The 20,931-nt window shown below is 65.4% G+C and carries 20 protein-coding genes; 11 read left to right on the forward strand and 9 right to left on the reverse strand.

The genetic code is table 11. The features are described 5' to 3' along the window. Window positions 1-140: 140 nt before the first annotated feature. Window positions 141-533: a hypothetical protein gene (locus tag ABGN05_RS02295; RefSeq protein WP_367952373.1), complete on the forward strand. Its 393-nt coding sequence runs from the start codon at window positions 141-143 to the stop codon at window positions 531-533. 154 nt (window positions 534-687) lie between these two features. After that, the gene (locus ABGN05_RS02300; RefSeq protein ID WP_367952374.1) at window positions 688-1,500 is read left to right on the forward strand and encodes a thioesterase family protein; all 813 of its coding nucleotides are present in this window, start codon (window positions 688-690) and stop codon (window positions 1,498-1,500) included. A 10-nt stretch (window positions 1,501-1,510) separates the two neighbouring features. Here the strand turns inward: ABGN05_RS02300 and ABGN05_RS02305 are convergent, their stop codons facing one another. Beyond that, window positions 1,511-1,921: a hypothetical protein gene (locus ABGN05_RS02305; RefSeq protein WP_367952375.1), complete on the reverse strand. Its 411-nt coding sequence runs from the start codon at window positions 1,919-1,921 to the stop codon at window positions 1,511-1,513. A 110-nt stretch (window positions 1,922-2,031) separates the two neighbouring features. Between ABGN05_RS02305 and ABGN05_RS02310 the strand changes: the two genes are divergently transcribed. Both ABGN05_RS02310 and ABGN05_RS02315 read left to right on the forward strand, forming a co-directional pair. Next, window positions 2,032-2,379: a DUF952 domain-containing protein gene (locus ABGN05_RS02310; protein ID WP_367952376.1), complete on the forward strand. Its 348-nt coding sequence runs from the start codon at window positions 2,032-2,034 to the stop codon at window positions 2,377-2,379. After that, entirely contained in the window at window positions 2,376-3,461 is a 1,086-nt protein-coding gene (locus ABGN05_RS02315) for a quinone-dependent dihydroorotate dehydrogenase (RefSeq protein WP_367952377.1), read from the forward strand. The genes ABGN05_RS02310 and ABGN05_RS02315 overlap by 4 nt, the downstream gene beginning before the upstream one ends. On the opposite strand, the gene ABGN05_RS02320 is transcribed toward ABGN05_RS02315, so the two are convergent. Continuing rightward, window positions 3,462-4,859 carry an MATE family efflux transporter gene (locus ABGN05_RS02320; RefSeq protein WP_373695875.1) on the reverse strand — a complete coding sequence of 466 codons (1,398 nt, stop codon included), beginning with the start codon at window positions 4,857-4,859 and terminating at the stop codon, window positions 3,462-3,464. A 103-nt stretch (window positions 4,860-4,962) separates the two neighbouring features. Here ABGN05_RS02320 and ABGN05_RS02325 point away from each other — a divergent pair, with 103 nt between their 5' ends. Then, on the forward strand, window positions 4,963-5,895 hold the full coding sequence (locus ABGN05_RS02325; protein ID WP_367952378.1) for a histone deacetylase family protein: 933 nt from the start codon (window positions 4,963-4,965) through the stop codon (window positions 5,893-5,895). Here ABGN05_RS02325 and ABGN05_RS02330 read toward each other — a convergent pair. The 3 genes from ABGN05_RS02330 to ABGN05_RS02340 form a co-directional block, all read right to left on the reverse strand. Next, window positions 5,885-6,151: a DUF6460 domain-containing protein gene (locus tag ABGN05_RS02330; protein ID WP_367952379.1), complete on the reverse strand. Its 267-nt coding sequence runs from the start codon at window positions 6,149-6,151 to the stop codon at window positions 5,885-5,887. The two genes, ABGN05_RS02325 and ABGN05_RS02330, sit on opposite strands and share 11 nt — an antisense overlap. A 63-nt stretch (window positions 6,152-6,214) precedes the next feature. Beyond that, complete coding sequence (locus ABGN05_RS02335; RefSeq protein ID WP_367952380.1) at window positions 6,215-7,309, reverse strand: AbrB family transcriptional regulator; 1,095 nt, start codon at window positions 7,307-7,309, stop codon at window positions 6,215-6,217. Between the two features lie 67 nt (window positions 7,310-7,376). Continuing rightward, entirely contained in the window at window positions 7,377-8,378 is a 1,002-nt protein-coding gene (locus tag ABGN05_RS02340) for an Ldh family oxidoreductase (RefSeq protein ID WP_367952381.1), read from the reverse strand. Between the two features lie 138 nt (window positions 8,379-8,516). On the opposite strand from ABGN05_RS02340, the gene ABGN05_RS02345 reads away from it, so the two are divergent. Further along, on the forward strand, window positions 8,517-9,836 hold the full coding sequence (locus ABGN05_RS02345) for an NAD(P)H-dependent oxidoreductase (RefSeq protein WP_367952382.1): 1,320 nt from the start codon (window positions 8,517-8,519) through the stop codon (window positions 9,834-9,836). Window positions 9,837-9,840: 4 nt separating this feature from the next. Next, window positions 9,841-10,392 (forward strand): chloramphenicol phosphotransferase CPT family protein, encoded by a 552-nt coding sequence (locus tag ABGN05_RS02350; RefSeq protein WP_367952383.1) that lies wholly within the window; start codon window positions 9,841-9,843, stop codon window positions 10,390-10,392. A 22-nt stretch (window positions 10,393-10,414) separates the two neighbouring features. On the opposite strand, the gene proC is transcribed toward ABGN05_RS02350, so the two are convergent. Genes proC through ABGN05_RS02365 form a run of 3 tightly spaced genes read right to left on the reverse strand, consistent with a single transcriptional unit; the run spans window position 10,415 to window position 13,569 of the window. After that, complete coding sequence (gene proC, locus ABGN05_RS02355; RefSeq protein ID WP_367952384.1) at window positions 10,415-11,230, reverse strand: pyrroline-5-carboxylate reductase; 816 nt, start codon at window positions 11,228-11,230, stop codon at window positions 10,415-10,417. Between the two features lie 58 nt (window positions 11,231-11,288). Continuing rightward, window positions 11,289-12,602 (reverse strand): O-antigen ligase family protein, encoded by a 1,314-nt coding sequence (locus ABGN05_RS02360; protein ID WP_367952385.1) that lies wholly within the window; start codon window positions 12,600-12,602, stop codon window positions 11,289-11,291. Then, window positions 12,571-13,569 carry a glycosyltransferase family 2 protein gene (locus ABGN05_RS02365; RefSeq protein WP_367952386.1) on the reverse strand — a complete coding sequence of 333 codons (999 nt, stop codon included), beginning with the start codon at window positions 13,567-13,569 and terminating at the stop codon, window positions 12,571-12,573. Before ABGN05_RS02365 ends, ABGN05_RS02360 begins: the two co-directional genes overlap by 32 nt. A 176-nt stretch (window positions 13,570-13,745) precedes the next feature. On the opposite strand from ABGN05_RS02365, the gene ABGN05_RS02370 reads away from it, so the two are divergent. Genes ABGN05_RS02370 through ABGN05_RS02380 form a run of 3 tightly spaced genes read left to right on the forward strand, consistent with a single transcriptional unit; the run spans window position 13,746 to window position 16,625 of the window. Beyond that, complete coding sequence (locus ABGN05_RS02370; protein WP_367952387.1) at window positions 13,746-14,918, forward strand: glycosyltransferase family 4 protein; 1,173 nt, start codon at window positions 13,746-13,748, stop codon at window positions 14,916-14,918. Further along, a complete protein-coding gene (locus ABGN05_RS02375) occupies window positions 14,915-15,697 on the forward strand; it encodes a WecB/TagA/CpsF family glycosyltransferase (RefSeq protein ID WP_367952388.1) in 783 nt (260 codons plus the stop codon). The genes ABGN05_RS02370 and ABGN05_RS02375 overlap by 4 nt, the downstream gene beginning before the upstream one ends. 13 nt (window positions 15,698-15,710) lie before the next feature. Further along, window positions 15,711-16,625, forward strand: a complete 915-nt coding sequence (locus tag ABGN05_RS02380) for a DUF6492 family protein (RefSeq protein WP_367953125.1) — start codon at window positions 15,711-15,713, stop codon at window positions 16,623-16,625. A gap of 45 nt (window positions 16,626-16,670) precedes the next feature. Here ABGN05_RS02380 and ABGN05_RS02385 read toward each other — a convergent pair whose 3' ends face one another. Further along, window positions 16,671-17,966, reverse strand: coding sequence for a lipopolysaccharide biosynthesis protein (locus ABGN05_RS02385; protein WP_367952389.1), 1,296 nt, complete (start codon window positions 17,964-17,966; stop codon window positions 16,671-16,673). A gap of 197 nt (window positions 17,967-18,163) precedes the next feature. Here ABGN05_RS02385 and ABGN05_RS02390 point away from each other — a divergent pair, with 197 nt between their 5' ends. Next, window positions 18,164-20,899 carry a Wzz/FepE/Etk N-terminal domain-containing protein gene (locus tag ABGN05_RS02390; protein ID WP_367952390.1) on the forward strand — a complete coding sequence of 912 codons (2,736 nt, stop codon included), beginning with the start codon at window positions 18,164-18,166 and terminating at the stop codon, window positions 20,897-20,899. The last annotated feature ends 32 nt before the right edge of the window (window positions 20,900-20,931 follow it).

Genomic DNA, 20,931 nt, shown 5'->3' on the forward strand with positions numbered 1-20,931 from the left:
GATTATGCGGGCTCGCCCGGCGAATTCAAGCAGATAGGCGGAACGGATCACCCGCGGTCGCGCGGAAGATACGTTTCGGATGGAACAGAACACGTGTTTCGGGATTTCTGCTGGCAAATCGCCAATGTCGGAGGCCGGGTATGGAGCCCGTCAGGCACGTCGCCGAGATCTGCGTCGGGAGAGCAGTGCTCTTCGGATCATTGGCCATCATATTGCTGATGGTGGCGTTTTCCTTCGATCCCGTGCTAGCGTTCAAATGCGGTGCCATCACCACGCTTCTCATGTCCGCCATACTCACCTTCAAGGCCCTGCAGGCCCACGCCGTGCCACCGAGGCGGACGGAGGCCTGGATCTACCTGGACGAAAGGTGGAGGCCATCTTGCGAGCGTTCGAACCGCATGTTTTCGACCGTCCTGCGCGAGGTGTACGCCTTGTTCGCCAGGACGACGTTGATCGCCGCGTGCGGGTTCTTCGCGTCCTCGCTGCTGCTGGACCTGCTCGGCGTTCAGCCGTTCGCCTTTGCCGCGCACTAAAAAGCTCGGTCTCCGTCGTCGCGTTTCCCATTGCAAGAGTCCGAATTCCCGTTCCGCTTCAATGCCCTCCTTCTGATAAGAAGCCGTGCGAAAGATGGGCGAGAGTCGGGGCAAGGAAATGCAAGAGCAGGCATCTGGCGGGAGCGCGGCTTCGGTGGGACCATTCGCGGAGACGCACCGCTCATTCGTCAACACATGGGAATGCGACGACAACGACCACCTCAACGTCCAGTTCTACTTCAAGCGATTCGACGAGGCCGCGCGGCTCTTTGCCGGCATGCGCGGCGGCCGCATCGATGGACCTTTGCCGGCAACCCGCCACGTGCGTTTCCACGCCGAATTGCGCGCCGGTACGATCACGCGTACGCGGTCAGGCGTAATTGCGGATGGACCATTCGCGGGCCATTCCGTTCATCTTCTGGACAATCTGTTGACCGGCAAGCTCGCGGCCTCCGCGCTCGATGCGCCCTGCCAGGGAATTCCCACAGGTTTCGAGGTGCAAGCGGTCGCGGCCCAGAATGCGGTTCCGCGCGGCCTCGAGGTCGGGGTGGCAATGCCGATACCGGGTGAGGAAATGCTGGCACGTGGCGGGCTGATCTCCCAGCGTACCATCGTCGCGCCAGCGGAATGCGACGCTGCCGGGGATTTTCTCGAACAGTTCTACATCGGCCGTTTCACGGACGCGGCTCCCCATGTCTGGGAACGGGCGGGGGTGGGGATCGCGCTTCTTCAGGCGCGAAACATCGGCCGGGTCGCTCTCGAAATGAAAATTACCCACCACATGCCGGCCCGGGCAGGCGAGGGGCTCGTGCTCTACTCGCTGCCTTTGCGCCCCGGCGGCAAGACGCTGCACCTGCGCCATGAACTCGTCCGCCTCGGCGACGGGAAACCGATCGCGACGGGGGAGGTGGTGGCCATTCTCCTCGACCTGTCGACGCGGCGGACCGTGCCGCTGCCGTCCGATTGACAGGCAGCGGTCAGGTACGCTCCGGCGCGGGCTTCTCCTCGCGCTCGAACTCCCGAACTATTCCCATGAAGCTGCGGAAGAACCGCTCCATGTAGCTGAGCGACTTCTCGAACTCGTCCTCGGTGGGCAGCCCGCCGACAGCGTCTTGCCGTCCGGTCTCGAGCGCAGCCAGCCGTTTCTCAAGTCCGTCAAGCCGGTCCTGCATCTCCTCCATGTCGGCCTGCAGGGCCCCGCGCTCGTCGGCCGCGAGCTTGCAGACCAACTGACCGCTTCTTTCGGTGCAGATCGACATCGCCCCGGTCATCTTGTCCATCCGGACATAGCCGTCGTCGGTCCGCTGGAGCGTGTAGCGGCTATCGTCCTGGGCCTGCGCGCCGGCCGTTCCCAGCGCCAGCACCGATGCGATCAAGATCGTGCGCATGAAGTCCTCCTGTTGCCCGCGACAGATGATGCATGGGAATGCGCCGGAAATGGGTTGTAGCGGCGGTCGCAGCCATTCCCTCGTCAGCGAAATGCTTCTATAGGGCGGCCATGACCGAACCAATCTACAAGATCTGCCCTTCCGCGATGTGGCACGAGGCCGAACGGAACGGCTCATTCACCGGAGCGCCGATCGACGTGGCCGACGGCTTCATCCATTTCTCGACCGCCGCTCAGGTCGAGGAGACCGTAGCCAAACATTTCGCAGGGCAGGCCGATCTGGTCCTCGTCGCCGTCGATCCGGACCGTCTGGGCGAACAGCTCAAGTACGAGGTTTCGCGCGGCGGCGCGCTGTTCCCGCATCTCTACGCTTCGCTCTCCACGCATAACGTTCTATGGGTGAAGCCGCTGCCGCTCGGACCCGACGGGCGTCACGTCTTTCCGGACCTCATTGCGTGAGAAGTCTGCTCGAGGTGGCCGGGCGGCGGGCCCTCTTCGCTTTCGATCCGGAAACGGCGCACGGACTGTCGATCACGGCCTTGAAGACCGGACTGCCGCTCGGTCACCGCGCCGCACCCGATCCCCGGCTGGCAGTCCGGCTGGGCGGTCTGGAGTTCCCCAATCCTCTGGGAATGGCCGCGGGCTACGACAAGAATGCGGAAGTTCCCAATGCACTGCTCGGGCTGGGCTTCGGCTTCGCGGAGGTCGGAACCGTAACGCCGCTGCCGCAACCCGGCAATCCGAGGCCGCGCATCTTTCGCCTGACGCGCGACCAGGCCGTCATCAACCGTCTCGGCTTCAACAACGAAGGCCACGAGGCGGCATTCCGGCGGCTTTCGTCCCGGCGGGGCCACAAAGGCATCGTCGGCGTCAACATCGGCGCCAACAAGGATACCGCCGACCGGGTCGCCGACTACGTCGCCGGCGTCTTCCGCTTCGCGCCGCTCGCCACGTATCTGACGGTCAACATCTCATCGCCAAACACGCCGGGCCTGCGCAACCTGCAGGGACGGGAGCAACTTGCCGAACTCCTGCTGCGCGTCGCAGAGGCTCGCCGATCTTCGGCCGCGCCGGCTGTCCCGATCCTCTTGAAGATCGCGCCCGACCTGCATGAAGGCGACCTCGACGACATCGCCGCCGAAGTGGAAGCGAACGGGATCGACGGCATCATCGTCTCGAACACCACCCTTTCGCGGGCCGGCCTCCGTGCTGACGCACAGACGAACCAGTCGGGGGGACTGTCGGGAAGACCGCTGTTCGGCCGCTCGACGGCGGTGCTCGCCCGCATTCGCAAGCGCGTGGGCGCGCGAACGATCTTGGTCGGCGTCGGCGGAGTCGACTCGGCCGAGACGGCACTGGAGAAGATCCGGGCGGGCGCCGATCTGGTGCAACTCTACACGGCAATGATCTATGCCGGGCCATCGCTGCCGGGGCGGATGGTCAAGGGGCTGTCGGCCTACTGCGACCGGGAGGGGCTCACCTCGCTTGGCGAAATCCGCGACAGCCGGGTCGACCACTGGGCGGCACAGCCGATCGGCTGATCAGCGGCGCTCCTCGGGCGGGAACGGCGCCGACGCGAAGGTCTCCCGCATCCGGAACGGCAGGATCGCCGTGAGGCTGAGACCCCGCGCAATCAGGAAGACGTGCAGCGCCGCCCACAGCCCGGTGTTTCCGTAAAGCGCGGTCAACCCAAAGAGCGCCGCGACGTAGAGCACAAAGGACAGGAGCATCATGTTGCGCATGTCGCGCGACCACGTCGCGCCGATGTAGACGCCGTCCATCTGGAAGGCGAGGACGCCCGACACGGCTGTCAGCGCGGCCCAGGGCAGGTAGGCGGACGCCTGTTCGCGCACGTCCGCCGCGGTGGTGATGAACGCCACCAACTGGTCGCCGAAGATCAGGACGACCGCCGCGACAAGCCCCGACAGGGCAAATCCCCAGAACGAACTCAGCCTCACGCTGTCCGCGAACGCCTTCCGTTGGCCGGCGCCCACTGCGCGTCCGGCGAGCTGTTCCGCAGCGGTTGCGAAGCCGTCGAGAAAGTAACCCGCCACGAGGAAGAAATTCATCAGCACGGCGTTGGCCGCGAGCGTCAGGGTCCCGAGCTGGGCGCCTTGGCGGGCAAACAACGCGAATGCGAAGAGGAGGACGAAGGAGCGGATCATGATGTCGCGGTTCACTGCGATCATGCGCCTGAGCGCGATCCGATCCAGGAGTTCCGAAAGCGGCAGGCGCGGCAATTTTCCGAAACGCTTCAGTACGATGCTGAGGCCGACGATGGAGGCGATCAGCTCGGCCCAGACGGTGCCCCAGGCGACGCCTTCCAGACCCCATCCGAGGACCAGCCCGAGCCATATCGAAAGAGCGATGTTGGCGCCGTTCAGCAGGATCTGGAGGAACAGGCCGAGCATGCCTTCGCCCCGGCCGAGCACGTAGCCGAGGATGGCATAATTGGCGAGCGCGAAGGGTGCGCAGATGAGGCGGATGATCACGTAGCTCTTCATCGCCTCGGTCACGGCGGGACCGCCGTCGATGAACAGCGCGCCAATCCACGCGATCGCCGGGCCGACGAGGGCGAGAACGACGCCGATGCCGATCGAGATCGCAAACGCGCGCCAGAACCATGCCTGCTCGGCGCGCCCGTCGCCGCGTCCGTAGGCCTGGGCCACCAGACCGGTGGTGCCGGACCGCAGGAAGTTGAAGGTAGCGAACACCAGATCGAAAACGATCGCGCCGGCCGCAAGCCCTCCCAGAAGAGCGGCGTCGCCGAACTGGCCGACCACTGCGGTGTCCGTGATGCCCAGAAGGGGAGTTGTCAGGTATGCCAGCGTCATCGGGACCGCGATCGAGAGCACGAGCCGATGCGTCACCATGAAGGTATTGCCGTCGCGAGGCACAGGGGCGACTTCGAGGGGCTGCTTGCCGAGAGCGTCTTCCATCCGGGTTCCTTCGACGAGACAGGGAGGTTCTAGAGTGCGGCGATGCGGCGCGATAGTATGTGCGCTCTTTTCTTCCTCGCGCACGAGACCTAGCTAAGGCTGGATGCCGCTCGATATCGTCCACCACCCCGACTACGACGCGAAATTTCCTGCCCATCACCGGTTTCCGATGGGCAAGTACCGCTTCCTCATGGAATCGCTGGAGCGGCGAGGGTTGACCGCCGACGGCGCGCTGCACGTGCCCGAACCCGTCGGTGCCGAGATCCTCGGGCTGGCGCACGATCCGATCTATGTCGAACAGGTGCTTTCTGTATCGGTGCCGTCGCCGATCGAGAAGGAGATCGGCTTTCCGGTCGACGAACGGATCGCCCGGCGCGCGCATCTGGCCGTGTCCGGCACCTTGCTGGCGGCGAGGATGGCGCTTGCCATGGGCATCGCCTGCAACACGGCGGGCGGCAGTCACCATGCGAGGCGGGCGCAGGGCGCGGGATTCTGCACCTTCAACGACGTCGGCGTCGCGGCGAGCGCGCTGCTGGCGGAGAGAGCGGTAAGGCGCGTGCTCGTCGTCGATCTCGACGTTCACCAGGGGGACGGCACGGCCGACATCTTTGCCGACGAACCGCGGGTGTTCACTTTCTCCATCCATGGCGAGCGGAACTATCCCGCCCGGAAGATCCCTTCCGATCTCGACATCGCGCTGCCGGACGGCACCGGCGACGAGGCCTATCTGCGCAAGCTTGACCAAATCCTGCCGCTGCTCACCGATTACGCGCGGCCGGACCTCGTCTTCTACAATGCGGGCGTCGATGCGCACGAGACCGACCGTCTCGGCAAGTTGGCGCTCACCGACGACGGGTTGCGCCGGAGGGATACCGCAGTGATCGGGCATTTCCGCCGCGGCGGCGTACCGGTCTGCGGCGTCATCGGCGGCGGCTATTCGACCGACGTTCCCGCTCTCGCCGAACGGCACGCCATCCTGTTCGAGGTCGCGGCGGAATTCGCCGATGCCGGCGCTGCGGAGCCCGTCAGCGCCTGAAGCTCAGCAGGCGCAGGACGATGAAGGCGGGGATGACGATCGCGGCGCCGAGTACGATGTAGCCGGCGAAGCGGCCGAACGCATCGAATCCGAGATGCCAGATGTCGAGCACGGCTTCACGCAGTGCGTACCAGACGTCGAGTGGCGACCAGCCGAACATGTTCATGACGAACCCGACGATGAACGACACCACAAGGAGCTTGATGAGCACTCGCAGCGGGCTGTCGCCGAGGAAGCGTGAGACGGGTCCGGACATTTTCCAAGCATTCCCTGCGGTGCGATTCATGTCGCCGCCACATAGACACTGCTCCCGACCGCATCAAGGCGGGCGGCGGATCATCCGCGAGGCGATCATTCTCGCAACCGGCGGGCCAAGCAGCAGAACGATAAGGAAACGAGTCATCTGGAACGTCATCACGAAGGAAATGTCGACGTTGCGCGAGGCCGCCGCGATTATCGCGACCGAGTCCATTCCGCCGGGGCTGGTGGCAAGGAAGGCGGTCAGCGGATCGACCCCTAGCAGAGACGACAGAGCCGCGCCTATGGCCGCGCAGAAGGCGATGAGCAGAAGGATCGCCGCGAGGATCTGCGGAAGTGTCCGCGCGGCGTGGGCGAGGATCGGACGCGTGAACTTCAGGCCGATCCACCATCCCACGAAGGCATAGCTTACCGCGAGCAGCCATTCGGGGAGTTGCAGGTCGAGCCCCGCGCCGAGGTGCAACGGTACGCCGATGACGAGCGGTCCCAGAAGCGTCCCGCCGGGGATACGCGACAGCTTTCCCAGGAACGCGCCCGCGAGCGCCACGACGAGCGTGGTGGCAAGATCCGGCAGGAGCAGCGGCGGGAACCACTCGATGGGTGGAGACGCGACGCCCGACACGTCGACCCAGATGCGCGCGATGAGTGCCGCCGAAATCGACACGAATATCACGCGGAGATACTGCATGAAGGCGACCAGGCGGGCATCGGCACCGAACGCGTCTGCCATGAGGACCATGGCGCTCGCGGCACCCGGGGCGGAACCCCAGACAGCGGTGGTGCCAGGCAGCGATCCCCAGCGGCCCACCATGGCGCCCAGGAGGCTCGACGCGGCTAGCGTTGCGAGTACGGCTCCCAGGATGATCGGCCACTGGTCCAGCAGCGCGCCCGCCATGTCCGGCCGGATGGCCGCGACGATCATCGCGCCGATGATGCCCTGGGCGGCCACGAAGAGCTGCTCCGGCGGCCTGATCGTCGCGCCGTTGACGCCGAAGAGGACGCCGGCCAGCATCGGGCCGACCAGAAGCGCGGCTGGCAGCCGTAGCAGTTCCAGCCCGGCCGAGATCGCGGCGGAGATCGCGAGCAGCAACGCCCATTGCAGGGGCGAGGGCAGTCGGGCAAGGCGAGGGATGTCTTGGTCCTGGGAAAGGGTCATCGGCGGGGACTGGGGATGCGGGACCCCTTATGGCGCTTCCCGGCGCGACTGCCAATGGAACGAAGGTTCACGATCGCCCCCAGGCTTCGATTTTCTCGAAGAGATGACGCGGGACGGACAACCCCTCCTGGCGTGCCCTCAAACGGGCGGCGGCCTTCGTGCGCCCCGGCACGTGCACGCCCTTGGCCGCCAGTCGTCCGGCATGCGTCCGGAGCCTTTCGGGAAAATCCTGACCGAAGGCGGACGGTTCGATGGCGATGACGAACAGTCCGGTTCGCGGCGAGCGGTCTCCTTCGGATATGGAGGGCGCGTCGAGCGACCAGTTCGCACCCGTCAGCCCGGCCGCGAGGATCTCAACCATCAGCGCGATGTTGGCGCCGCGCGAACCGCCGAAGGCCACGAGTGCGCCCTTCACGGCCTCCGCCGCGCTCGTGGTCGGGCGCCCCTCGGCGTCGACCGCCCAGCCCTCCGGTATCTCCTCGCCCCGGCCCGCGGCGCTCCTGACCTTCGCGAAGGCCGTCGGGCTGGTCGCCTGGTCGATGAGCAGCATGTCGCCGTCGGGCATCGGCGCGGCAAAGGCCAACGGATTGGTGCAGTAGACCGGTTCCCTGGCGCCGGAAACCGTCATCAGCCGGGGACCGTTGGTGGCCGCGAGTGCCACCAGTCCATCTTCGGCGAGCCGTTGCACAAAATAGCCGAGGGATCCGCAGGTGAATGCGTTCTTCTGCGCGAAGACGGCGATGCCGAAGCTTCGTGCCGCCTCCACAAGCTTTTCATAGGCGAGATCGAAGCCGAGATGGGCAGTGCCGCCGCGTGCATCCACGTGGACGACGGCTGGCAACGGCCGCCCGATCTCCGGCACGGCCTTGCCGTCGATGCGGCCCTCGCGCAGGGCATCGAGATAGAGCGACAGGTGCGCCATCCCGACAGCATGGTTTCCCTCCGCATCCGCCGCCACGCTCGCGCGGGCAAGCGCCGTGGCCGCGGCCTCGCTCGCGCCTGCACGCAACGCCGCCTCGCGACAGACGGCCTCGCACTGTTCGATCAAAAGGTGGATCTTTTCGGACATGACCGGGTGATAGCCGCAATCCTCGACAGCAGGGAGAGGAAACAAGTGCCGTCGGGCGGCGTTCCCCAGTTCGTTTGACAATCGCAGCTGCAAATCTGCTAACTGCCCCACCATGACACCGCTATATCCGGAATCCGCATGACCAACGTCGCATTGACCGGCCTCGCCCGGGATCTCGCCCGCAGGGCCGAGGAGGGGCGCCCCGTGCGGATCGGCGTCATCGGTTCCGGGGAGATGGGAACCGACCTGGTGACCCAGGGCATGCTGATGAAGGGCGTCGAAATCTGCGCCATCTCGACCCGCCGTCCGCACACCGCCCGCGCAGCCATCCGCATCGCCTACGGCGACGAGGCGATGGCCCGCGAGGCTGATACAGCGTCCGGTCTCACCGCGGCGATCGAGGCCGGCCGGATCGGCATCACGTCGAACGAACTGCTCGTGACGAACCCTCTGATCGACGTGGTGATCGACGCCACAGGCAAGCCCGGCGTGGCGGCCGACTTCGACCTCATGGCCATGGAGCACGGCAAGCACGTCGTGATGATGAACGTCGAGGCCGACGTCACCATCGGCCCCTACCTCAAGCACCAGGCTGACCGGCTGGGCGTGATCTATTCCGTCGGCGCCGGCGACGAGCCTTCCTCGTGCATGGAACTGATCGAGTTCGCGTCCGCCCTCGGCTATACGATCGTGTCGGCCGGCAAGGGCAAGAACAACCCGCTCGACCACGACGCTGTACCTGACGACTATGTCGAGGAGGCGACACGGCGCAACATGAACCCGCGCATGCTGGTCGAGTTCGTGGACGGGTCCAAGACCATGGTCGAGATGTGCGCGATCGCCAACGCGACCGGCCTCGTGCCCGACGTGCCCGGCATGCACGGCCCGAATGCCGGCCGCGACGATCTGGCGAAGGTGCTGATCCCGCGGGCGGACGGAGGCGTTCTCTCACGCAAGGGCGTGGTCGACTACACGATCGGCAAGGGCGTCGCGCCCGGGGTCTTCGTGGTGGTCGAGGCCACACATCCGCGCATCATCGAGCGAATGGACGATCTGCACGTTGGGAAGGGGCCGTATTATGCGTTTCACCGGCCCTACCATCTGACCTCGCTGGAAGTGCCGCTGACTGCCGCGCGCATCATGCTGACCGGCAGGCCCGACATGGTGCCGCTGCCGCGGCCGGTCGCGGAAGTCTGCGCCGTCGCCAAGCGCGACCTGAAGCCGGGCGAGACTTTCGACGCGATAGGGGAGACCTGCTACCGCTCCTGGACGATGCGCGCCGAGGAATCGCGCGCCGCGCGTGCGGTGCCTGTCGGCCTGCTCGAAGGTGGCAAGGTGCTGCAGGCGGTGCGCAAGGGCGAACTTCTCACCGCCGACAACGCCGCGCCGGACCGCTCGACACGTCTCTGGGCCCTGAGGCAGCGGCAGGACGAGATGCTCCACGGCAAGGCAGGCTGACACCATGCCCGGGCGCGTCGTCCTTCTCAACGGGGTGGGCAGCGCCGGCAAGAGTTCGATCGCCAAGGCGCTGCAGGCGATTGCCACGACACCCTTCCTGAACGTGCAGATGGACGCCTTCCTGGACATGCTGCCGGAGGCGCTACAGGATCATCCCGAGACCTTTCGATACCGGACCGTGACCGAGGACGGGCACAGCGCCGTCGCCATCGAAACGGGTCCGCTGGGCGCTCGCCTGCTGCGAGGAATGCGTGAGGCGGTCGCGGCGATGGCACGCGCAGGCAACGATCTCATCGTCGACGACGTGCTGATCGGAGAGAGCGACGACGTCTATCGCCAACTCCTCGAGGGAGTGACATTTCATGCCGTCGGCGTCTTTGCTCCGCTCGAGGTGCTGGAAGCACGCGAAAGCGCACGCGGCGACCGGCTTCCCGGGCTTGCCCGCTGGCAGTTCGGCCGAGTTCACCGCGACATGCAGTACGATCTCAAGGTGGATACCTCGACCGCCTCCACCATGGAGTGCGCCTTGGCCATCAAGGATCGCCTCGGGCTTTAGCCCCGCCAGGGGACCCAGTGCGTCAGCTCTTGCCCAACTCTTCACCGCGCGCACGAGCGGCTTCCACGGCATCCGCCACCAGCGACTTCAGGCGATCCCCGCCCATCAGCACGCCGAGTGCCGCCGCCGTCGTACCGTTGGGGCTGGTCACCTGCTCGCGAAGCCGTCCCGGTTCCTCGCCGCTTTCGCGGGCAAGGCTGGCGGCACCGTAGACCGTCTGCATGGCGAGCAATTTCGCCACCTCCGCCGGCAGCCCCGCCTTCTCTCCGGCCGCCGCAAGGCATTCGATGAAGTGGAAAACGTAGGCCGGACCGGAGCCCGAAACCGCGGTGACCGCATCCATCAGCCTTTCGTCGTCGATCTCTGCGACCTCGCCGCTCGCCGACAGGAGTTCGGAGACGAATGCCTTTGTCTCGGCCGAGACGCTGCCATTGGCGTAGACGACCATCATCCCCTTGCCGATCGCAGCGGGCGTGTTCGGCATGCAGCGGATGATCGGGACGTCGCTTCCGAGCAGGCTTTCGAGTGCCGCCACGCCGGTCCCGGCGGCGATGCTGACGAAGGCGGCCTTGTCCGTGAAGCGACGATAGGCGGGAACGACGTCCCGCATCATCTGCGGCTTCACCGCGAAGATCACCACGGTCGGATCAATGCCGGCGGGAACGTCGTCGGCGGAAGCGGCGACGGCGACGCCGAGCTTCGCGGCGCGCTCGCGCAGCGCCTCGTTCGGCTCGATCGCGAAGACCTCGCCGGGTACCAGCTTGCCGGAACGCACCCATCCGTCCAGCATGGCGAAGCCCATGTTGCCGCAGCCGACCAGAAGCAGTTTGACGCTCATGATTGCTTTCTCCGTTCGATGGCGGGTTAGCACCCGAACCGAAGGCAGCGCAACGGCGTCAGTCGGGGACCTTCCGGTGAACCGGGAACCGCGCCACGAATCTGAGGCCGAACGCCGAAAGCACGAGGAAGAGCCAGACCGGGTCGGCCCTTCGAAAGAAGAAGCTCTCGAGGAACGCGTTCAGCGAGGTGAAGATCAGGATCATCATGAACAGGTCGGCGAGGAACACGTTCTCCCTCCGGTGGCTGACGCGCAGGAAATCCACCATCGGCACCACGAGGAAGGTCATGACCGCCACGACGAGCGCGGGCAGGCCCATGAGAACGGCGATATCGAGATAGCCGTTGTGGCCGTGCACGATGTTGCGGATATCCCAGCTGCGGTCGAACGGCTGATCCTGGTTGAGGAGGAGCGGCGTTCCCCAGAAGCTCTCGTAGCCGTATCCGAACCATGGGCGGTTCGCCAGCATGTCGAGTGAAAAGCTCCAGAGCGCGGTCCGGCCCGTGTAGGTCAAGCCGGGCGAGAGCTGCTGGGACAATTCCCACAGCGGGCGTGAGATCACGATGCCGACGGTGGCGACGGCGGACAGTATCAAAGCGACGGCGAAGATGACCGGGACGAGCCGGCGCATACCGAAGATGCTCGGACCCATCACCATGACGATCGCCAGTGGCACGATCCCCGCCGTCGTCTTCGACCCGGTGTTCGACAGGAAGTACAGGGCGGTGACGAAGAGGATGAACCCCGACCGGCGTCTGCCGCGGCGAAAAAGATAGAGTCCGGCGAAAGACAGGGCCGCCATCACCGGGCCGGCTACGTTTTTGTGCGAAAACAGTCCCCGCCAGAGACCGGCGTGCTGCGGTTCGGCGGAAGCCGACGTGTGGATGGCGATGCCCGGATAGAGGAAGAGGCCGGCATAGCAGAGAACCACGACCAGGATTCCCGCGACTCCCAATACGGTAGAGAATGAGTCGGCGTCGCGCGGAACGGTCAGCACCGCGGCAACGGTGATGATGCCGATGAAGGTGAAGAGGGCGGTTCGAAAGGCCCCCATCGGGTCCGTCGCGTTGAGCACCGAGAGCATGAAGAAGGCCATCATCAGCAGCCACCAGGGGCTGAGGAGGGACGTCAGCACGCGCCGGTCCACGAAGGCGAAGAGGCTGAAGACGGCCGCGGCGCCGAGGGCGCTGAACCCGATCTGGTTGACGATGTCGCCACCCGCCGCTTCAGGGCCGGCAGGATCGAACGGCCGGAAGGAAATCATGATGATCGCGAACAGGATGGTGGCGATCACCGTCGCTACGGTGCGCCGCGAAATCCGCGAGGCGATCGCCGCCGCGTCAGTTCTTTTCAGCGTGGCGGTATTGTTCATTCGCATAGCCGAATTCGGCCAGGATCCGGCCGAGCGCCACGTGGACGGGATAGAGTGCTGCCGACATCGAACCGGTGCGTAGAAGACTGGCGGTTGCCCTGAGCGGTGACGCCGCCAGCAGCGCGAGGCTCTTCGCCGCCACTCGCAGAGACCCGAAAGGGCTGCCGGCGCGCTTTCTCTTTTCCACCAGTGTCGAGATCACCCCGTTGCGGAGCGAGCGCGAGCGGATCCATTCGTTTTCGAGCCGTCTGTCGGGGATCGTCTCCACCACCACCGCTTCCGCGCACCAGCCGAGATTGAAGCCCTTGGTCGCGGCGCGGCTCAGGAAATCGGAATCGCCGCCGCCCATGAAATTGAACAGAGGATCGAGGAAGGGGCGAGGCATGGCATCCAGCACGCGTTTCGAAACGAGAAGATTGCCGGAGGAGTAGAGGGCATCGACGCGGCCCGTTTCGCCGTAGGGCGGCGAGAAGACGGGGTGGTTGCGCCAGTGATCGCTGTCGGGGCGCGCGAATTCCGGCACCTGCGGACCGCCGACGATGTCGGCGTCCAGGCTTTCTGCTGCCGCGCACATTCGTTCGAGCCAGTCGTGGCGGGCGATCTCGTCATCGTCGATCACCTGCACGTAGCGCAGATTGGGGAACTCCGAGAGCGCGGTCGACCAGCCGGCATTGTAGGCGCAGCAGTTGCCGCGCTCGTGGGCGATGATGAGGACGCCCCTCACTGTTCCGTTTTCGAACAGCGGTGCGGCGGCATCGGCTCCGGCGTGCCGTTCTGCGTCATTCTCCATGACCACGAGCGCGAACTTGCGTGCCGTCGCCTGTGCCATCACGGATTCGATCGTTGCGAGAAGCTGCTCGGGTCGCTTGTAGGTGGGCAAGGTGACTGCGATCTCGATGGAATCGCGCGAAAGCCCGGGAGACCGGGCTACGACCGTGATGTTCTCGGAACTGGAGATCGGCGGCATCTGGGCACCTGGCTGCGCTTGGCTCCATAAAGCGCATCCCCTGTTAAGACATGGTTAAGCAATGGAGGAAGAAGGCGGACAGGCGAGCCGCGAATCCGGTTCCTGCGGCATGGCGATTGCGTGGCTTAAGCAAGATTTCACAGCGTCACGCTATCGGAAGACATCAGGTAACCGACATGCATCTCATCTTCGTCACATCGCTCGTCCCCGACGGGGAACCCGGGACCGGATACGAGATCGCCAGCGCGGCGATCATCGCCGCTCTGCGCCGTGCGGGTGCGCGTGTCACGATCCTCGGCTACTCGTGGCCGGGCAGGCCGCCGTCCGATCCGGAGAACACCGTTTCGCTCGGAGAGATCAACGTCCGCACGGAAGGTGCCCCGGCGCTTCAGAAGGCGAAATGGTTGGCGGAAGCGCTGATGTCGGGCGTGACCTTCGCATCCGCAAAGCTGAGAGCGACGAACGAAGCGGACGTTCGTAGCGCGCTCCAGCGGGTCGGTCCCTTCGACGCCTATGTCATCAACGGCGTGCAACTGGTGGGCGCGTTCGAGACCCTGTTCTCGGACAAGCCCTCGATCTTCATCGCCCACAATGTCGAGCACCGTTCCGCCGCGGAGAACGCCGAGGCCGTCCAGGACATCGTGCAGCGCATACTGTTCACGCGCGAGGCACGCTTGCTCAGGCAGATCGAGGCGCGGCTTTGCCATCGATCCAGCTTCACCTTCACGCTCGCCGAGGAAGACCGTGCCGCCCTCGGCGTGGCCAGCGAGGATCGTTCGGCGGCGCTTCCGCTCGTGACCCGGCCGTTCGTTGAGGAAATGCTGGCCAGCCGCGAGATCGCCTGCGACGCCGCTCTCATCGGAACGTGGAGCTGGCAGCCGAACCGCATCGGCCTGGAATGGTTTTTGCGGGAGGTGACACCCTGGCTCCCGAGAAACTTCCGGACGCAGGTGGCGGGACACATACCGGCGGGGCTGAAAGCCCCGTATGGCGTCGAATTTATCGGGCGGGTGGAGGATGCGAAGGCATTCGTCCGGGGCGCGGCGGTGCTGCCGCTGATCGCACAGGCGGGCACGGGCGTCCAGCTAAAGACAATCGAGGCGTTCGAGCTCGGCCTGCCCTGCATCGCGACGTCGCGCTCGCTGCGAGGCATCAGCTATCTTCCCGCCAATTGCCGCGTTGTGGACGATCCGTCGGCGTTCGCGGCAGCGCTCGCGGAGGCGGCGTCGGAGAGAATGCCGGACGTCGACGGACGCCAGTTCCACCAGGCGCAACTGCGCGCGCTTGACGAAAAGATCGTTCTGGGTCTTTCCAAGCTCGCCTCTACCCGCGGAAAGGCCGCGGCATGAATATTCAGAGCGTCCGGCACCTCAGCTCTCCTGTCGCGGAAACGCGGCCGACGCGGAACATCCTCGGCGTCGATGTCGCACCTCTTTCCTGGAGCGAAGCGATCGACGTTCTGGAGCGCCGCATGAGGGAGCGGCGGTTCACGAAGGTCGGGTTCCTCAACGCCCATGCCGCCAATTCGGCGTCCGCCGATCCCGCATACGCAGCGGCGATGCAGGACTTTATGGTGCTGCCCGACGGCGTCGGCGTCGACATGGCATCGCGCATGCTGTACGGCGCCAACTTTCCCGCAAACCTCAATGGCACCGATCTTGTCCCGGCCTTCCTGAAGGCGCTCGCAACGCCGGTAAGGGTCGGCCTCCTGGGCACATCGCGCCGCAACGTCGAAGTCGCAGCGGAAAACCTCCGGGCGATGCTGCCCCAGCACGAGATCATCGTCGTCAGCGACGGCTTCTTCTCCGACCGCGAGGAAAGCGGCATCCTCGAACGGCTCAGGCAACTGCGCCCCGACGTCCTGCTGGTGGCGATGGGTGTTCCGCGCCAGGAATTGTGGATGGACCGGAACCTGACGGATCAGCACTGCACGCTAGCCTTCGCGGTCGGCGCCTTGCTGGATTTCATGAGCGGAGCGGTGCCTCGCGCGCCTACCTGGATCAGGCGGTCGCGGCTCGAATGGCTTTTCCGCCTTATCCTGGAGCCGTCGCGCCTCTGGAGGCGGTACATGATCGGGAATCCCGTGTTCCTCATCAGGATCGTGCGGCAATTGCTGCTCGGAAGGTGAGGGGGCGGTGAACATGATCGTCCGCCCATCCGATGCGCCCCGGGACGTGCAGTCCGTCGGGAGTTCCTCCATCGTGACGGCGAGCTATGCGCCGGATTTCGAACGCTGCAAGCTGCTTTGCGAAACCATCGACCGGCACGTCACCGGCTTCTCCAGGCACTACATCCTCGTGGAACATTCGGACGTGCCGCTGTTCCGCCAGCTCGAATCGGCGAAGCGGATCGTGATCGACGAGCGCGATCTGCTGCCGCGCTGGCTGCGCTCGTTCCAGGATCCCACCAGCCTCTTCCGGCGCCGGATCTGGCTCAGTACGCGCACCATGCCGCTCCGCGGCTGGCACGTGCAACAGCTTCGGCGGATCGGAATCGCCATGCACGCGCAGGAGGACGGCCTCGTCTACTGCGATTCCGACGTCGTCATCCTCAAGGACTTCGACTGTTCGGTCTTCTGGCGCGACGGCGACCTGAGGCTGTTCCGCCGCGAAAACGCCGTACCGGACGATCCGGACAGCGAACAGAACCAATGGTCCCGTCATGCGGGCCAAATCCTCGGCATCGAGGCGCCGGCGTTTTCCCCGCACGACTACATCGCGACCCTGATCGCCTGGCGCCGGGATGCCATCATCGGCATGTGCGAGAGGATCGAGCAGATGAGCGGCCACCATTGGGTGGAAGCCATCGGCTCGGCCCGCAAATTCTCCGAATGCATGATCTACGGCCGCTATGCCGACGAAGTGCTCGAAGGCCGGGGCCACTTCTCCACGCAGGAGGAACTCTGCAGGATCTACTGGCGGGGTCCGGCTCTCTCCGACGAGAACTTCCGCGCCTTCGTCGACGGCATGTCGCCGCAGCAGGTGGCGATCGGGCTCCAATCCTTCATCGGGATGGACATCGGCCGGGTGAGACGGTTGGTCGCCGAAGCGAACTGAAGCCTTCCCCGATCTGTCGCATCCTCTGCCGCGAGAGCCGACCCCTCAGAACCGCTTCGCCGGCATTTTCATGGCCGAATAGGTCAGGGCGGCGGAGGCGAGATAGAGCGCAAGGAACGCCAGGTTCAGCATGACGAGCATCTGGCTCGTGTCGCGCGACCAGAAGAGCAGCGAGGCGAGAAACAGTCCCTTCATCCCGGCCAGGAGGGTCAGGTTTAGCGACCGCAAGAGGGTCTGGCCGCGCGCGAAGAGGAGTTCCGCCTGGTATTCGACGAGGTTGCGCAGACCCGGAACGCAGAGCACCAGGATGAGCATCGGGGCGGCCTCGGCGACGTTTCGGCCGAGCAGATTGGGGAAGAAGTAGAGAAGCCCCGCCAGCCCCAGAAGCCCCAGGGTCGAAATCACGAACACGCCGGCCTCGATGCCCAGGCGTAACTTGAGGCTGCCGAGCATGTCGCGGGCGCGCATCATCTTCTGGATGAGCATCATCGTGAACGTGCGGATCGGGATCGCCGTCAGATCCACCAGCCGCATGATGATTGCGTAGATGCCCGCAAGCTGCGGTCCGCCGATCGCCAGCACCAGGAGCTTGTCCAGTTCCATCTGGAGATAGAACACGACGTCGGCGGCCGCCACGTAAAGCGCATCCGGCAGCCTGCGGAAGTACAGAGGTATCCTGATGCGAATGCGGCGACGGGGATAGAAGAAGGCCGCCGCCACCAGCAGCGCCGTCGCGTTGGCGGCGAGGTAGTACAGCAGCCAGTTGTCGAGCCCCGGCGTCGGCGAGAACGAGAAAATCACCGCGGCCACAGCACGCAGGAAGGTTGCCAGGATCGCCAGCGTCGCCGCACGGCCGAACCGGTTCATCCCATTGTTGACTATGAGCGTCACCTCGATCGGGCGCCAGAAGAGGGTCTCGGCGACGATGACGAGAGCGAAGGCAGTCAGCGCCATCTCGCCGGAGAAGAAGATGGCGTAGGTCATCCAGCTGGCTGCCGCCAGCACCGGGAGCGAGAGCAACGACATCAGGATGAAGCCGCCGGTGAAGACGCCGAGGAGAAGCGGCTTGACCGTCGCTATCCGGTAGAGAGGCGAAATGAAGCCGAACCCCAGGATTCGCGACAGCATCACGCCCGCCGCCGAAGCGGTTGCGAAGAGGCCGAACTCGGCGATCGTGAGGGTATTCGCCAGCGCGACGAAGTAGAACAGCGAGAAGACGAGGCGGCCGGCCGTGCCGGTGATCGCGGCGGCGTAGTCGCGCAGCACGGTGGACCTCGCCAGCGCGAAATCCACTATACGGTTCAGCCTGTTCGTGCGCGGAAGCCCGCCCACCCATGTCATCAGCGGGGTCCTGGCGATGATCGTTCGGTTGAGGCACGCTAACGGGGAAATCTTAACGGCCCGTTCGGCGGAGCGGTCGAATTTCAACCGATCGCTAACGCTCATTAACCTTTTGTTTTCCACGTCTCTTTAGCGTGGCTTAACGAATGGCGCCCAGACCCGGTCGTCGCGTCACAGCGTTGAAGAACCTGCGGAACATGTCGGAATCAGAAAGCCGCGACCTGCCAGAGAGAAAGGGCTCGCTCCTCAGTCTCGTGAGCGCACGCTCGCGGGAACGCGGCGATTCGGCTGGGCCGGAGAGCCGGGAAGCCGAACCGGTCGACTGGAAGAGCTATGCGGCGGAGCGGCACCGTCTCGCCCGATCCCGCCGCGAGGCGGCCAAGAGCCCGCTTCTCGCCGCCCTGTCGAAGGAGCCGATCGCGACGAAGGACGATGACGTACCCTTCAGGGAGCAGGAACGGGAACTTCGCGATATCTTCGAAAGTGAGGATCGTCCCGTGGCCGAGGTGGCGCGGCCGCAGGCTCGCCCGCAGGCGGCCGAAATAGCCGCCTCTACCGCCCGGCGGTCTCAGGGTCCGGACACGGAGTTCGAACCCAGAGACCGCGCACGGCATGCGCGGGCGTCGAATTCCGCGTCGGACGGCGACGGCGATTGGCGGCCGCTCATCGATCCGCTCAAGGTAATGGGCGGAGTGTGGAAGTCCCGCTATCTGATCGTGGGCGCGGCAATCGCGGGAGCGGTCATTGCCGCCTTGCTGGCAATCTCCACTCCCAAGAAATACACCGCTGGGGCCGAATTGCTGATCGACCCGCGTCAGCTCCAGATCGTCGGAAACGAAGTCACCGGCGGAGGAGGGTTGTCGACCGAAGCCACGCTGGCGATCGTCGAAAACCAGGTGCGCGTGCTGACGTCCGGCTCCGTGCTGAGCACGGTCGTCGACAAGCTGGGACTGGCAAGCGATCCCGAGTTCAACGGGACCGAAGAAAGCGCGATCGGACGCTATATTCCGAACATCCGGAAAATCCTCTTCTCGGGCGGAGACACCGCCGATCCTTCGATCCTCCGCAAGGCGCTGGCCGTGGAAACGCTTGCCAAGTCTCTGGAGGTGCAGCGCGGCGGCAGGACCTTCGTCGTCGAGATTTACGTGGAAACCGAATCACCGGAAAAATCGGCACTGATCGCCAATACCCTGACGGAAGTGTTCCTTGAGGCCTACGGGGCGATCCAGTCACGTACCGTCGGCCGGGCATCCGACGAACTGACTCAGCGCCTCGCGGAACTGCGCCGGAGCGTCGAGGAAGCCGAGCGGAAGGTCGAAACGTTCAAGTCCGAGAACGACATCGTCGATGCCCAAGGCCGACTCATCTCAGACGACGAGATCGTCAAGCTCAACGACCAGCTTGCAATCGCACGGGCAAGGACGCTGGAGCTTCAGGCAAGGGCGGATTCGACGCGCGACCTCACCGTTGACGCCATTCTCGCCGGCAATCTGCCGGAGCAGATGAGCTCCCCCGTGCTTACCGAGATGCGATCGCAGTATTCACTGCTTCGTCAGGAGGCTGACCGGGTCTCGGCGCGCCTCGGCCCGCGCCACCCCGAGCGGGTCGCTATCGAGGAACAGGTCGGGGCGGCGCGCGGGCGCATCGAACAGGAACTCCGCCTAGTCGCGTCCTCCATCCAGGTGGAACTGCGCCGCGCGGTCCAGCTCGAACAGGAACTCGCAGCCCGGCTCGCCCAGTTGAAGGCCCGTCAGGCCAATCTCAGCGGTGAGCTGGTCACCTTGCGCGAACTGGAACGCGAGGCCTCGGCCAAGCGCGCCGTCTACGAGGCATTTCTCCTCAGGGCCCGCGAAACCGGCGAGCAGAAGGACATGAACACCGCCAACGTCAGCGTCATCTCGGCGGCGATGCCGCCGCTGCAACCGTCGAGCATGTCGCGCGCCTCGATGACCATCTTCGGCGCGTTCCTCGGTCTCGGGCTCGGCCTGATGTTCGGCATCGGCCGTGGCACGTTCGACAGCCTGCGGGACGACGTGCGTTCGCAGGGGGGAGCGCGGGGATCGCGCAGAGACGACACGCCCGCGCCCCAGCCACCGCAAGGACGGGCCGCCGCCGCCGCCCCTGTCCCCGATCATGAACAGGGTCCGGGTTCGCCCGCGCCGCAGCCGGACATGCAACCGTTCGGCGAAGCGAGCGTCGGTGCGTACCGGAGTACCGGAATACCGAGTGAAGCGTACGAGGAAAACCAGGCCGATGAATCGGCCACCACCGCCGAGGAGGCAAGAATGTATCACACGAAGCCGCAGAATCCGTGGGCTCCCGCCCAGCAGGCTGACCATCCGTCCGCCCCGCAGGGCTACGCGCCGAGCCATCAGGCCGGTCCCGCTTGGCACGACCGGCGGCATTATACCCCGGACGCCTACGGGCAGAGCGGTCAGCAGCCGGACTATCCGGCGCATCAGTACCAGCCCTACGGAACACCGCCGGCATACGCGCAGGCGCCGTTCCAACCCTATCCGCAGCCGGTCGCCCATCCCTCCGGTTATGGCGACGACAGGGGTCAGGCGGGCTATCCGGGCCACGGCGCTTATCCCTCCATGCCCATGGGATACGGACAGGCGCCTGCAGCGGGTCCATACTGGCAGCCCGCCCCGCAGGGCGCCCCCGGGGGCTACGGATATCCCGGCGCCGACCCGCGCCAGGGATTCGGCCCCGCTCCCTACGCGCAGGGAGGCTACAACCCGGCGCCCTATCCGCGTCCCTCGCTCGAAGAGGTACCTGCCCAGCGGGAAGCGGCTGCCGCGCAGAATGAGAGCAGACAGGCGGCAAGCGCCGACAGCACCGCTATCAACGAGATACGCGAAAGCCTGCGCGAATTCCGCGAGGCGCTGCGCGAGCTGGCCGAGAACAGGGGACGCAGGCGCTTCCTCTGAGTCCGAAAGGCCCTTTCGGGTTTACGGCACCG

Origin of the sequence: Aquibium pacificum (genome assembly GCF_040839445.1) — a bacterium.
GTDB lineage: Bacteria > Pseudomonadota > Alphaproteobacteria > Rhizobiales > Rhizobiaceae > Aquibium > Aquibium pacificus.